1 protein-coding gene (running past one end of the window) is annotated in these 16,761 nt (G+C 42.1%); it reads left to right on the top strand.

The genetic code is table 11. The annotated features are described in order from the left end of the window. Window positions 1-216 precede the first annotated feature (216 nt). Window positions 217-16,761, top strand: partial view of a DUF5776 domain-containing protein gene (locus R4146_RS06960; protein ID WP_339960737.1) — the beginning only. 18,582 nt of this gene lie beyond the right edge of the window; only the first 16,545 of its 35,127 coding nucleotides appear in the window; its start codon is at window positions 217-219; its stop codon lies beyond the right edge, outside the window.

Raw genomic sequence — 16,761 nt, 5'->3', positions numbered from 1 at the left:
TTTTTTTAGTTATTATTAATGGTATTAATTTGAGAAAGTGTTATAATTTCACTATGCAGGTTTGTAGGCTAATAATATATTTATATGATACAATATAAATGTTTATTAAATCTTTTTTATATTTCATAGTTATAGTTTCTCGATTGGATTGGTCTTGCAAAGCGTGAGACTAACTTATCGTTTGATATAAATATGCTTCTAAAGGGGGAATCATATTTGCTTTATAATAAGTATAGATTCAATAAAGTAAATGATAAAAAAGTACTTAGAAAAGTTAAGAAACAATGGATTGTTGTTTCATTATCCATGTTAACAGTACTTGGTGGATCCACAATGGTGGCCCAAAATACTGTTCATGCTGATACCACTTCCGCTAACTATAGTGAAAATAATGATAGCAGTGCTAATAAGACTAGTGATAGTAGCGCGGCTAATAATAGTAGTAGCAGTAGTAATGCGAATATAAGTACAAATACTAATACTAGTGCTTATACACAGTCGACTGCAACGACGAGTACTGCTAATGCTAGTAGTAATGCTACTTCTGACACTAGTACCGCTGCCAGTGCGGATACGCAATCAACGACAAGTGCTAGTGCTGATAGTACATCAACCGATAGTAGTTCGAATGCTAAGAGTAGCGATAGTGCGTCATCTAACAGCAGTGCTACTAGTAGCAGTTCAGATGCCAAAACTGATAGCAGTAGTGCAAAGAGCAGTGATAGTAGTAATGCTAGTTCGAGCGCATCGACGGATAGTTCCAGTGTTAAGGGTAGCGATAGTGCATCATCCAACAGCAGCGCTACTAGAGACAGTTCAGATGCTAAAACTGATAGCAGTAGTGCAAAGAGCAGTGATAGTAGTGATGCTAGTTCACAAAGTACTACTGATAGTAGTTCAAATAGTAGCGCAACGTCCAGTGCGTCCAATAGTGTAAGTGGTGTGAGTGCAGCTAGCACGAACGCTTCTTTGACGTCTGATCAAACAGCTGAATTAAAGAATATTTTAGCTAGTACAGGAACCACTGACACGATTGATATTGCTAAGCTATCTACTTCAGATGCTGCAAACATTGAAACGCTATACCGGGCTGAATTAACTTCCACTGATGGTGGCTCAGACTCGTTAACCACATTGAAGAGTTATATTGCTACCATTGGTAGTTTAAATAGTAATATTTCATCAGTTGCTACTGTTTACAGTGATGTAAATAGTGTTGTTTCTAATGCATCTTCAGTGGCTCAACAGGCAAACATTTTATCGACTCGGTATGCTGATTCATCAACTAACAGTAGTAGTCAAGTAGCTAGTAAGGCAGCAATGTCAGCCCAATCTGCTTTTGGTAGTATGGCTAGCTACGTTACGAATGCAACGCTACAAAGCGTGTTTGCTAGTAACGCTCAAACCAATAATAGTTCGTTGTCTTCGGCCCTTAGTTCAGCTGCTAGTGTGATGAATAATGGTGGTTCTGTTAACTCACTTGAATTAAGTAGCTTATTTGATGCCGCAGACTCACAAGTTAGCAACGTTAATAAGTACCTATCTAGTGCTAATGACGCATTAAGTAGTGCGAGTGCTAACTATACTACAATTAGCTCATATACCAATATTACATCATCTGCTACCAGTTCAACTGCTGTTCAAGCATCTCAAAATGCAAGTAATCCTGGTACAGCTAGTGGATTTATTAACGTTACTACTGCCAGTCAATTCGATGCCGCATTTAAAAACTCTAATATCTCCCATATTAATATTGACGCCAATATGAGTTTGTGGAGTGTATATAATGGGTTTAATGATATGTGGACCAGCAATAACCATACTGGTAACTTTGTAGTGAACGGACTTCAGATGAATAATACTTGGTCGACCGTTGATTTTGCTGGAATATCTTACAATGCTCAAGATAGTGTTACGGTTGTTCAGAATTTGAACTTATACGGGGCCAATTACTATGGACCCATCACTAGTCGGACCACTGCTGGAGCGAAACTGTACTACGACAACATTAATTACACGGGGAGTCAATTAGCATATGCTACCACGACGAACCTTTATTTAGGTAACCCTAATAATACGCCAGATACTAGTAATAGTTCTATTAATACAGCTGATAATCCAATTAAGAGTACGGTCAATATTAATGCTGGATTTAACTATAGTCCAACTCAGGTTGCACAAGATTATGGAATGTCATATTCATATAATGGTAGCGGATGGTTGCCATTGGTTAATGGATATGTTTCAGTTGAAGGTTATGTTGAAATCGGTCCGCAAGGTGGTTCTAACCAACAAGCGTTCCAAGTAGCTAGTGTTGAATTTCTACCAGGATCTACTTTTAATGCTAAGACTTATAATGGGAACGTTATGGAATTATCCAGTGGTGGGAACATGACCGTTGACCACGGTGCTAATGTTACCTTTACGCCGGGTGGTTATGTTCCAGAAGATAGTCCTACTAGTTCAACTGCGTTCGGGTTATACATGCTAGGAACTGGGACCGTTAATGTTAATGCTGGGGCAACTTTAAATATTAATCCATATGTTAATACAAATTGGACTAACAACATTGGTGGAGCTATTTATACCAGTGGTGGAGCTACTATTAACGTTGTTAATGGGGCGCAATTAAACATTAATCCAACTGGAAGCGTTAATTCAAGTGGAAACGTTATTACTAATTACCCAAATGGATTAGGATTTGTTCAGATTAATGGTGCTTCAACCATTAACGTTGATAACCAAGCTCAATTTAACTTTAATGGAACGAACATTGGAAACAATGCTCTTTCAGCCATCAAGGTATCAGGTGGTGGAACACTTAAATTGACCAATTCTGCTACGATGAAATTGGCGATTGATGGTGTGGCTGCAGATACGTTATTGGATATTTCTGGAACGGTTACAATTAATAACCCACAACAAATTATCTTTGACTTAACTAAAAATACTAATAGCGGTAGTAATGCCTTTATTGGTGGCTTAACGGTTAATGGAACTTCTATTTCATTTAAGGATGTGAACGGAACTGTCTTTGGTCCTTTTGCAACGACTACCCTTAAGAGTAATGGTAGTGGAACGGTTACTGCCACAACAACTGGTGTATTGAATGGGGCCACTAATCCTGACATCACTAAGGCAGCTAATTTTAGTCGTTACATTGAAATGGATCACGTTCAAGATGTTCAAATTGGTGGGATTCAATATAATTCAACAACCGGTGTTATTTCTGGTTACGCTACCCCAGGTGCTTATATTAAATTACCATACTATTTGCCATCTTTTACTGACCCAAATAACTATTCAGTCCAGCAATATGTTGCCTCTCCTCATTCACTCGTATCTAATGATCCAAATGATACATCTGGTGCCGTTTACACTGCGGTTGCAGATACTTACGGTAATTGGAGTGTTACAATTCCAGCAGACTCAATGAATTATTATAATCAATCACTTGCTAGATATCTTAATACTGCTACTGCTCATTTAAATACCGTTAAATCCGTCAAGGAAGCAACCGTCAACATTCAAGCATATATTGATGGATATAATAAATCTACTGTAAACAGTAACGATACAACTAATAGTAATGATTATACTGCCGGTAGTAACTATAAAGATGGTTATACGCAAGGTCAATCTGATATTAACTTCAATAATGGGATCTACAGTAAAGCATTAGACTATCAATTAGGATATCAAAATGGATATACATCAAAGCCAGATACAGTTGCTAAACATTATTACGATCAAGCTAGTTCAGCTGTGTCCGCTACTGCTAGTTCATATGCTTCAGCTAGTTCCATATCATCTGCTGCAAGTAGTGCATCTTCAATGGGTTTTGTTGCAGTTAGCAATGCTAGTGCTCAGTTAAGCTATGCTAATGTAGTAGGATCAACTTATAGCGATTATCAATTTATTAAAAACTATGAAAGCTTCCAAGCTAGCGCACTTTCAACTGCATCATCTGCTGCCAAGGTTATTAATGATACTGTTGGTTCCATTGCTTCATTACTATCATCGGCTACAAGTGCTTATGGTGATGGAAGTAATGCCTTCTATGGTGGGGGCAGTCGAGCAGCAAGTTATTTAAGTGCAGTTCAATCTAATATTGCGGCCGCTAGAATTGCGGCTGCTAGTTCTGCAACTGCTATTAATGCTTCAGCATACATTGCAGTTGCTTCATCATATGCTACTAATCTATTGTCAATTGCTGGAATAACAACTAGCGATTATGCAACGACATCTTCTGCCATGAGTGCTGCTAATGTTAACTATAGCGCAATTCCAAGTGCATATCTGGCTGCTAGTAGTGCTTCTTATGTTGCATCGTCAAATGATGCGGTATTAAAGTCACTAGTATCATTAGCAAGCAGTGGGATTGCAATAGGAACCGAAATTGTAGCTAAGGCTGATATTGTTAGTCAATATGCCTCAGCTAGATCAGTTGCTGCTCAAGAGGCTGAGACTAGCGCATCTAGTAATGCATCGGCGGCTGGAATTTCTTCGAGTGCTGCTAGTGGTGTATATACAAACGTGTCATCAATAGCAAGTAGTGCTGTAATTCAGGCTTCAAAAGCTGCAAGTTTAGCCAATTCAACTAACAATGATGCTAGCGCTCAAGCAATCGGTAGTTTGATTGTCACAATTAATAGTGCGGCCTCAACAGTAAGTAGTGCTGCCAGTGATGCTTCTGTTGCTAAGAATGATGCTAATAGTGCTTATTCATCTGCGATAAGTGCTGCTAGTATTACCGCTACCTTTTTTGCAAGCCAAATTTCCGCTCAAGCCTCTACTGCGATGGCATTGGTGGGCAGTGCAGTAGCTATATTAAAGAGCAATCCAACTGATTCTAATGCTGATTCCTTACTTAGCTCTGCTACCGCCGCAGTTAGTTTAGCAGATGCTGCAAGTGCTTCAGTTGATGCTGCTAAAAGTTCTGCTGAAGCTGCATCTTCAGCTGCTCTGTCGGCAGCTAATCGTGCTGCCGCTGCTGCACAAAATGCTGCGAATGCTGCGAATGCTTTAAATGCTGCGTTGGCATCCTTGAACAGTTTAACTGCTTATAATCCAACTAATGATATAAATACTGCCAATTCAATCATGGCCAGAGCCTCATCGGCTAGCTCTGAGTATACGTCCGCATCTAATGCCGCAGCTGGTACCGCTTCATTGGCTTCCACGCAATACAATAGTGTAACTACTTTATTGAGTAGTACTAGTGCTGCTAAGACTTCTTATTCCAGTAATGAAGCTACGTTATCCAGTGCAGTGAGTGCTCAATCAAACAATGCATTAATTAATTCATATAGTACCGCTGGTTCAACGGCTGCATCTAATTTAAATAGCTATATTGCTGAAGCAGATTCATTATCTGATGTTGCATCTTCACAAAATTCATTGGTTCATTTAGCTTCTAGTCAGATGAGTGATCAAAATGCATCTTCTAGCAATGGTCTTTATTATGCTAGTGTCACTTATAGTATTGCAAGCTCAGCATTGAGTTATGCTAATGCTGGAAATAGTGCCTCTGCTTCTTACTACAATTCCAATGCTTTAGTTTCACTTACGCCTGCTATGGATGGCGCAACATCAATGTATAATGGTCAACAGACTATTTCGAATGCTTCTACTACTTTACAATCTATTTATGATCGGTTAAATACTTTAAATGCTGATATTAGCAGTGCTAATGCTTCATTATCGTCAGCTGCTTCTGGTGCTAATTCGGTTGCAAATAATGTTAATAGTATGAATAGTGACGTACAAAATGCTGCTAGTTCAGCTACTGATGCTGCTAATGCTGCTAAATCTGCTGATAGTTATAGTAGCCTAGCTGGTAGTTATTCCGCTAATGCCAGTGTTAGTTCTTCTAATGCTACAAGTGTTGCCGGTAGTGCTAATTCTAGTTCTCAATTAGCATCTTCAATTGCAAGTAAATACCCAAGCGATTCTTATATTCAAAGTCAAAATACTAGTGCTAGTATTGCGGCAAGTACTGCGGCTAGTGCTGTAAATGATGCAACTAGCGCATCTAGTGATGCAGTTAGTGCAAGTACTGCAGCTAGTCTTGCAGCAAGCCAGGCGCATAGTGCTGCTAGCTATGCTTCAGCACAGGCTAAATCTGCTTCAGATAATGCATCCTTAGCAAGTAGTGCTTATTCTGCTGGTGATTCAAGTGCCGCTTCTTCATATAGTGCAGCGGTAGCTACTAACTCTAATAATGCTTATTCAGCTTATTCTGATGCTAAAAACTATGCTAGTGCTGCTTCAATTCAAGTAAGTTCTGCTTCTTCAGCCGCTGCTAGAGCTGCTAGTGATTATACGGTTGCAAGTAATGCTGCCAACTCTGCTAGTGTGGCTGCTTCAAATGCAGCAAGCCAGGCTTCTGTAAATGCTTCCAATAGTACTGCGCAATCTAGTGCTGCTAAAAGTACTGCTGCATCTAATAGTACTGCCACCAGCAATATTGCTGCTAAGGCTGGTCAAATTAATCAAGCCGGAAATGCTCAATTACAAACCGCATCTGGTGCTCTTCAACAAACTAAATCTGCGGCTGCTGTAATATCTAGCTATTCTAGTGCTGGACAAAGTTATGCTACATTAGTTAGTGGTTATTTAAGTAATAGTGCAAATGCTAACAACTCTGTAATTAGTTCTGCATCATCTGCAATTGCTTCAATGAATAGTTTATTAGCAGCTCTAAATAATGATGCAGTTAATCAACTATCCAGTGCAAATAGACAGTATGGGATTGCTAGTGCTAATGTTGCACAAATTAGTGCTAATAATACTAATGCAACTGGTTATACTAATACGGTATCATCACTTTATAATGCTGCCGTTGCTGCTGCTAGTAATGGAGACTCAGCAACAGTAACATCTCTTAATGCTCAGATAGCTAACTATGCCAGTTTAGCTAATTCAATCCTATCGGGTATGAATAATGCTTACAATATCGTTAGTTCAGCAACTAATGGCGTATTAGCCGCTGCTAGTCAAGCAATTATTGATCTAAATAGTACATCATCCATTACTGCAGATATTGCATCTGCTCAAGCTAGTGCATCATTAGCTAGTGCTGCTGCATCTAATGCTAGTGTTGCATCTAGTTATGCTAATCAAGCATCTAGTGCTAATAATGGAGCCCAAAATGATAGTAAGGCAGTTAGTGATGACGTTAGTTCTGCCAACACCAATGCCAGTGCTGCTGCTTCTACTGCCGCTAGTGCTTCTACAGCTGCTGCTAGTGCTTCAGATAATGCTAAGTCAGCTTCTGCAATTGCTTCGGCTAACCCAAGCAATTCAGCTATTCAGTCATTAGCATCCAGTGCTAATAGTGCTGCTACTGCTGCTTTATCGGCTGCTGTTATTGCATCATCTGCTTACACTCAGGCAAGTGAATACGCATCGAATGCTGCTGCGCAAAGCTCAAATGCTACTGCTGCATCTATTGCTGCATCTACTGCAAACTCGATTGCAGCGAGTGCTGCTGCCGATGCAGCGAGTGCTGCCCAAAGGGGTGATAGCGTTGCTGCCAGTTCTGCAGCAAATGTTGCTAGTGCCGCTGCTGCTGATGCAGCAAAGGCATCGTCCACTGCTGCTGCTGCCAAGAGTGCTGCTGACTCATATGCTAATGACGCTAGTGCTGCCAATAGTAATGCATCTAATGCGAGCGCTACTGCTAATTCTTACAATAATATTGCATCCAGTGCTAATAGTGCGGCTAGTTCCAATGCGAATGCTGGTAAGAGTGCAGGTAGTAATAATTCTGCCACTGTAGCATCAGCTAACAGTTATGCTTCTGTTACTGGCACTAGTACCAGTACTGCAGTTAGCTATGCATCTCAAGCATTTTCATATGCTCAAACAGCTAGTTCTGCAGCAGTTGCAACTAGTGGCTTTAATAGTCAAACGCAAAGTAACGCTACTGCTGCGCAAAGTTTAGTTAGTGCAAATAGTCAAAATACGATCGTTAAATCCCAAGCTGCTGCTATTGATGTTGCTAATAGTACGGCTGCGAGTGCACTTGCTGACGCTAACCAACAATCATCAGCTGCTAATTCCGCTTATGCGCTTGCATCCAGTGCTGCTGCGAGTGCCATTACAGCTTCAACCACTGCAAGTAACAATGCAAGTACTGTCAATAGTCTAGTATCAGCTGCTAATAGCTACTATGCTAATGGTGATGTTAGCAATGGTGCGATCTATGCTAATCTAGCCTCTGACACTGCTAAGAGTATGAGTGCTCAATCAATTGCTGCTTTAAATGCAGTAATTGCTGCTTCAAGTGCAACTATACTTGCAAGTAATGCTGCTGCTCAGGCCGAAAAAGATCAATCAATTGCTTCTCAGGCTGCTATTGATGCATCAAACGCACTAAGTGCGGCTAATTCTGCTGCTAACCAAGCTAATGGAGCTAGTTCAAATGGTAGTGCTAATAGTAATTCCATTTCATCTGCATCATCAATTGCTAATAGCGTAGTATCCGGTGACGCTGATAACGCTAGTTTAGCTGGTTCATATGCTGCGAATGCATCATCATCTGCTAAGTTAGCTAATGATAGTGCTGATAGTACTAATAGTGTGAATAATAGTATTGCTGCTTTGATCAGTGCTAATAACCAAGATACATCATTAGCTAGTTTCGTTGCTGCTGCTAGTGCAGCCAATTCAGCTATCGCATCTCTTAATGCGGATGCTCAAGCACAAAAGAGTGCTGCGAGTGCTGCAGCAATTGCTGCTAGCTCAGCTCAAGGTTCAGATAGTTCCCTTGTTTCAGCCATTACTAGTGCATCGAGTGCTGTAAGTTCCAATGATGCTGCTGCTAATTCAGCTTACCTTGCTGGAAGTACAGATGCTGGAAACAGTTATGCTCAAGCTGCTAAGGACGCAGTTACTGCTGCATCGAATGCTGCCCAAGCATTGATTAACAACTCAGCTGCTATTCTTTCACAAACTAACATTGCTAGTTCCGCTGCTTCTCAGGCTGCGAGTGATGTTGCTCAAATGGCAGTGCAAATGAGTAGCTTTAATAGTGCTGCGAGTGCCGCTTCTAGTGCTAAGTCTGCTGTTGATAGTGGTAATAGTGCCGGTAGTAAAGCATCTAACGATGCTAAATCAGCTAGTGCTGCAACATCAATTGCTGCCAGTGATGCTAATGCTAACGATACAATCGTTAACTCAGCATATAGTGCTGCTAGTTCAGCTGCTACTGCGGTAAGTACTATTTCAAGCAATGCTGTTGTTGCTTCTAACTCCATTAATAATTACCTCAACAACGATCCAAGTAACTCCACGTTCAAGAGTGCGGCTTCAGTTGCTACTAGTGCAGTGAGTGCTATCAATAGCTATAACAACGGTGCCGCTAACCAAAAGAATATTGCAAGTAGTGCATCCAGTGCTGCTAGTTCACAAGTCGCAGTGATTGCTAGTGCTAGTGCAGCCATTAGTGGTGCAGTTACTAACGCTAATACTTCCTATGCACAAGCCAGCTCTGCTTACCAAACTGGTGATCGAATTGGTGGAGCGATTTACACTTCCGGTGCAGTTAGTGCCGCTAGTGTGGCTAGTGTTAATGCTTCGATTGCAGCTAGTGCCGCTGCCAATATTAGTACGTTAGCTTCAATCGCCGTTAGTGCTGCTAATCAAGCAGTCAATGATGAAAATTCTGCTAATGTAGCTATTGGTTCATTGAACGCTGCTTCATCTGCTGCTGCTAGTGCTGCAGCAAATGCTAGTGCTGATACTTCATCAGCTATCAGTAGTGCTAGTAATGAAGCTTCATCCGCTAGTGCTGCCGCTTCTAATTATGCAAGTGGTGCTAACGCAGATGCTACAAAGGCATCAAATGCTAATATACTTGCATCATCTGCTGATTCAATCGTTACTAGTTATTCTAATAACGTAAATATCTTGAGTTCAGCAATGACTAACTTTACTAGCAACAATTCTGGTAATTCAGCCGTTAGTGCTGCTAGTTCTGCATTTAGTATTGCTAGTTCCGCATTGACTAGTGCTAAGTCTGCTGCTGATGGATTCTCAAATACGGCTAGTTTAGCTTATAGTGTTGCTAGCTCTGCTGTTAATGCTGCTAATAATGCTAATTCAACGGCTAGTTTCAATGCCAGCATCGCTAGTGATAATGCTGCTCAAGCTAAGAGTGCTGCTGCCAATGGGAACTACTCACAGGCTAGTGAATTGAATTCTAGTGCTGCGGAATTTGCATCAACTGCTAGCCAGTATGCGGATTCAGCTAAATCGGCTAGTTCAACCGCTGCAAGTGCTACTATTAACGGAGTTAATGCTGCTAATTCAGCTAGTGCTGTAGCTAGTTCTGCAGCTGCCTTTGATAGCGATGCTAAGAGTGCTTACGCTCTTGCATCCAATGCTAGTGCTGCTGCATCTAATGCTAGTGTTGCATCTAGTTATGCTAATCAAGCATCTAGTGCTAATAATGGAGCCCAAAATGATAGTAAGGCAGTTAGTGATGACGTTAGTTCTGCCAACACCAATGCCAGTGCTGCTGCTTCTACTGCCGCTAGTGCTTCTACAGCTGCTGCTAGTGCTTCAGATAATGCTAAGTCAGCTTCTGCAATTGCTTCGGCTAACCCAAGCAATTCAGCTATTCAGTCATTAGCATCCAGTGCTAATAGTGCTGCTACTGCTGCTTTATCGGCTGCTGTTATTGCATCATCTGCTTACACTCAGGCAAGTGAATACGCATCGAATGCTGCTGCGCAAAGCTCAAATGCTACTGCTGCATCTATTGCTGCATCTACTGCAAACTCGATTGCAGCGAGTGCTGCTGCCGATGCAGCGAGTGCTGCCCAAAGGGGTGATAGCGTTGCTGCCAGTTCTGCAGCAAATGTTGCTAGTGCCGCTGCTGCTGATGCAGCAAAGGCATCGTCCACTGCTGCTGCTGCCAAGAGTGCTGCTGACTCATATGCTAATGACGCTAGTGCTGCCAATAGTAATGCATCTAATGCGAGCGCTACTGCTAATTCTTACAATAATATTGCATCCAGTGCTAATAGTGCGGCTAGTTCCAATGCGAATGCTGGTAAGAGTGCAGGTAGTAATAATTCTGCCACTGTAGCATCAGCTAACAGTTATGCTTCTGTTACTGGCACTAGTACCAGTACTGCAGTTAGCTATGCATCTCAAGCATTTTCATATGCTCAAACAGCTAGTTCTGCAGCAGTTGCAACTAGTGGCTTTAATAGTCAAACGCAAAGTAACGCTACTGCTGCGCAAAGTTTAGTTAGTGCAAATAGTCAAAATACGATCGTTAAATCCCAAGCTGCTGCTATTGATGTTGCTAATAGTACGGCTGCGAGTGCACTTGCTGACGCTAACCAACAATCATCAGCTGCTAATTCCGCTTATGCGCTTGCATCCAGTGCTGCTGCGAGTGCCATTACAGCTTCAACCACTGCAAGTAACAATGCAAGTACTGTCAATAGTCTAGTATCAGCTGCTAATAGCTACTATGCTAATGGTGATGTTAGCAATGGTGCGATCTATGCTAATCTAGCCTCTGACACTGCTAAGAGTATGAGTGCTCAATCAATTGCTGCTTTAAATGCAGTAATTGCTGCTTCAAGTGCAACTATACTTGCAAGTAATGCTGCTGCTCAGGCCGAAAAAGATCAATCAATTGCTTCTCAGGCTGCTATTGATGCATCAAACGCACTAAGTGCGGCTAATTCTGCTGCTAACCAAGCTAATGGAGCTAGTTCAAATGGTAGTGCTAATGGTAATTCCATTTCATCTGCATCATCAATTGCTAATAGCGTAGTATCCGGTGACGCTGATAACGCTAGTTTAGCTGGTTCATATGCTGCGAATGCATCATCATCTGCTAAGTTAGCTAATGATAGTGCTGATAGTACTAATAGTGTGAATAATAGTATTGCTGCTTTGATCAGTGCTAATAACCAAGATACATCATTAGCTAGTTTCGTTGCTGCTGCTAGTGCAGCCAATTCAGCTATCGCATCTCTTAATGCGGATGCTCAAGCACAAAAGAGTGCTGCGAGTGCTGCAGCAATTGTTGCTAGCTCAGCTCAAGGTTCAGATAGTTCCCTTGTTTCAGCCATTGCTAGTGCATCGAGTGCTGTAAGTTCCAATGATGCTGCTGCTAATTCAGCTTACCTTGCTGGAAGTACAGATGCTGGAAACAGTTATGCTCAAGCTGCTAAGGACGCAGTTACTGCTGCATCGAATGCTGCCCAAGCATTGATTAACAACTCAGCTGCTATTCTTTCACAAACTAACATTGCTAGTTCCGCTGCTTCTCAGGCTGCGAGTGATGTTGCCCAAATGGCAGTGCAAATGAGTAGCTTTAATAGTGCTGCGAGTGCCGCTTCTAGTGCTAAGTCTGCTGTTGATAGTGGTAATAGTGCCGGTAGTAAAGCATCTAACGATGCTAAATCAGCTAGTGCTGCAACATCAATTGCTGCCAGTGATGCTAATGCTAACGATACAATCGTTAACTCAGCATATAGTGCTGCTAGTTCAGCTGCTACTGCGGTAAGTACTATTTCAAGCAATGCTGTTGTTGCTTCTAACTCCATTAATAATTACCTCAACAACGATCCAAGTAACTCCACGTTCAAGAGTGCGGCTTCAGTTGCTACTAGTGCAGTGAGTGCTATCAATAGCTATAACAACGATGCCGCTAACCAAAAGAATATTGCAAGTAGTGCATCCAGTGCTGCTAGTTCACAAGTCGCAGTGATTGCTAGTGCTAGTGCAGCCATTAGTGGTGCAGTTACTAACGCTAATACTTCCTATGCACAAGCCAGCTCTGCTTACCAAACTGGTGATCGAATTGGTGGAGCGATTTACACTTCCGGTGCAGTTAGTGCCGCTAGTGTGGCTAGTGTTAATGCTTCGATTGCAGCTAGTGCCGCTGCCAATATTAGTACGTTAGCTTCAATCGCCGTTAGTGCTGCTAATCAAGCAGTCAATGATGAAAATTCTGCTAATGTAGCTATTGGTTCATTGAACGCTGCTTCATCTGCTGCTGCTAGTGCTGCAGCAAATGCTAGTGCTGATACTTCATCAGCTATCAGTAGTGCTAGTAATGAAGCTTCATCCGCTAGTGCTGCCGCTTCTAATTATGCAAGTGGTGCTAACGCAGATGCTACAAAGGCATCAAATGCTAATATACTTGCATCATCTGCTGATTCAATCGTTACTAGTTATTCTAATAACGTAAATATCTTGAGTTCAGCAATGACTAACTTTACTAGCAACAATTCTGGTAATTCAGCCGTTAGTGCTGCTAGTTCTGCATTTAGTATTGCTAGTTCCGCATTGACTAGTGCTAAGTCTGCTGCTGATGGATTCTCAAATACGGCTAGTTTAGCTTATAGTGTTGCTAGCTCTGCTGTTAATGCTGCTAATAATGCTAATTCAACGGCTAGTTTCAATGCCAGCATCGCTAGTGATAATGCTGCTCAAGCTAAGAGTGCTGCTGCCAATGGGAACTACTCACAGGCTAGTGAATTGAATTCTAGTGCTGCGGAATTTGCATCAACTGCTAGCCAGTATGCGGATTCAGCTAAATCGGCTAGTTCAACCGCTGCAAGTGCTACTATTAACGGAGTTAATGCTGCTAATTCAGCTAGTGCTGTAGCTAGTTCTGCAGCTGCCTTTGATAGCGATGCTAAGAGTGCTTACGCTCTTGCATCCAATGCTAGTGCTGCTGCATCTAATGCTAGTGTTGCATCTAGTTATGCTAATCAAGCATCTAGTGCTAATAATGGAGCCCAAAATGATAGTAAGGCAGTTAGTGATGACGTTAGTTCTGCCAACACCAATGCCAGTGCTGCTGCTTCTACTGCCGCTAGTGCTTCTACAGCTGCTGCTAGTGCTTCAGATAATGCTAAGTCAGCTTCTGCAATTGCTTCGGCTAACCCAAGCAATTCAGCTATTCAGTCATTAGCATCCAGTGCTAATAGTGCTGCTACTGCTGCTTTATCGGCTGCTGTTATTGCATCATCTGCTTACACTCAGGCAAGTGAATACGCATCGAATGCTGCTGCGCAAAGCTCAAATGCTACTGCTGCATCTATTGCTGCATCTACTGCAAACTCGATTGCAGCGAGTGCTGCTGCCGATGCAGCGAGTGCTGCCCAAAGGGGTGATAGCGTTGCTGCCAGTTCTGCAGCAAATGTTGCTAGTGCCGCTGCTGCTGATGCAGCAAAGGCATCGTCCACTGCTGCTGCTGCCAAGAGTGCTGCTGACTCATATGCTAATGACGCTAGTGCTGCCAATAGTAATGCATCTAATGCGAGCGCTACTGCTAATTCTTACAATAATATTGCATCCAGTGCTAATAGTGCGGCTAGTTCCAATGCGAATGCTGGTAAGAGTGCAGGTAGTAATAATTCTGCCACTGTAGCATCAGCTAACAGTTATGCTTCTGTTACTGGCACTAGTACCAGTACTGCAGTTAGCTATGCATCTCAAGCATTTTCATATGCTCAAACAGCTAGTTCTGCAGCAGTTGCAACTAGTGGCTTTAATAGTCAAACGCAAAGTAACGCTACTGCTGCGCAAAGTTTAGTTAGTGCAAATAGTCAAAATACGATCGTTAAATCCCAAGCTGCTGCTATTGATGTTGCTAATAGTACGGCTGCGAGTGCACTTGCTGACGCTAACCAACAATCATCAGCTGCTAATTCCGCTTATGCGCTTGCATCCAGTGCTGCTGCGAGTGCCATTACAGCTTCAACCACTGCAAGTAACAATGCAAGTACTGTCAATAGTCTAGTATCAGCTGCTAATAGCTACTATGCTAATGGTGATGTTAGCAATGGTGCGATCTATGCTAATCTAGCCTCTGACACTGCTAAGAGTATGAGTGCTCAATCAATTGCTGCTTTAAATGCAGTAATTGCTGCTTCAAGTGCAACTATACTTGCAAGTAATGCTGCTGCTCAGGCCGAAAAAGATCAATCAATTGCTTCTCAGGCTGCTATTGATGCATCAAACGCACTAAGTGCGGCTAATTCTGCTGCTAACCAAGCTAATGGAGCTAGTTCAAATGGTAGTGCTAATGGTAATTCCATTTCATCTGCATCATCAATTGCTAATAGCGTAGTATCCGGTGACGCTGATAACGCTAGTTTAGCTGGTTCATATGCTGCGAATGCATCATCATCTGCTAAGTTAGCTAATGATAGTGCTGATAGTACTAATAGTGTGAATAATAGTATTGCTGCTTTGATCAGTGCTAATAACCAAGATACATCATTAGCTAGTTTCGTTGCTGCTGCTAGTGCAGCCAATTCAGCTATCGCATCTCTTAATGCGGATGCTCAAGCACAAAAGAGTGCTGCGAGTGCTGCAGCAATTGTTGCTAGCTCAGCTCAAGGTTCAGATAGTTCCCTTGTTTCAGCCATTGCTAGTGCATCGAGTGCTGTAAGTTCCAATGATGCTGCTGCTAATTCAGCTTACCTTGCTGGAAGTACAGATGCTGGAAACAGTTATGCTCAAGCTGCTAAGGACGCAGTTACTGCTGCATCGAATGCTGCCCAAGCATTGATTAACAACTCAGCTGCTATTCTTTCACAAACTAACATTGCTAGTTCCGCTGCTTCTCAGGCTGCGAGTGATGTTGCCCAAATGGCAGTGCAAATGAGTAGCTTTAATAGTGCTGCGAGTGCCGCTTCTAGTGCTAAGTCTGCTGTTGATAGTGGTAATAGTGCCGGTAGTAAAGCATCTAACGATGCTAAATCAGCTAGTGCTGCAACATCAATTGCTGCCAGTGATGCTAATGCTAACGATACAATCGTTAACTCAGCATATAGTGCTGCTAGTTCAGCTGCTACTGCGGTAAGTACTATTTCAAGCAATGCTGTTGTTGCTTCTAACTCCATTAATAATTACCTCAACAACGATCCAAGTAACTCCACGTTCAAGAGTGCGGCTTCAGTTGCTACTAGTGCAGTGAGTGCTATCAATAGCTATAACAACGATGCCGCTAACCAAAAGAATATTGCAAGTAGTGCATCCAGTGCTGCTAGTTCACAAGTCGCAGTGATTGCTAGTGCTAGTGCAGCCATTAGTGGTGCAGTTACTAACGCTAATACTTCCTATGCACAAGCCAGCTCTGCTTACCAAACTGGTGATCGAATTGGTGGAGCGATTTACACTTCCGGTGCAGTTAGTGCCGCTAGTGTGGCTAGTGTTAATGCTTCGATTGCAGCTAGTGCCGCTGCCAATATTAGTACGTTAGCTTCAATCGCCGTTAGTGCTGCTAATCAAGCAGTCAATGATGAAAATTCTGCTAATGTAGCTATTGGTTCATTGAACGCTGCTTCATCTGCTGCTGCTAGTGCTGCAGCAAATGCTAGTGCTGATACTTCATCAGCTATCAGTAGTGCTAGTAATGAAGCTTCATCCGCTAGTGCTGCCGCTTCTAATTATGCAAGTGGTGCTAACGCAGATGCTACAAAGGCATCAAATGCTAATATACTTGCATCATCTGCTGATTCAATCGTTACTAGTTATTCTAATAACGTAAATATCTTGAGTTCAGCAATGACTAACTTTACTAGCAACAATTCTGGTAATTCAGCCGTTAGTGCTGCTAGTTCTGCATTTAGTATTGCTAGTTCCGCATTGACTAGTGCTAAGTCTGCTGCTGATGGATTCTCAAATACGGCTAGTTTAGCTTATAGTGTTGCTAGCTCTGCTGTTAATGCTGCTAATAATGCTAATTCAACTGCTAGTTTCAATGCCAGC

The organism is Nicoliella lavandulae (genome assembly GCF_037546185.1).
Lineage (GTDB): Bacteria > Bacillota > Bacilli > Lactobacillales > Lactobacillaceae > Nicoliella > Nicoliella lavandulae.
The sequence above is the reverse complement of the archived record's forward strand: the minus strand, read 5'-3'. Positions and strand labels throughout refer to the sequence as shown.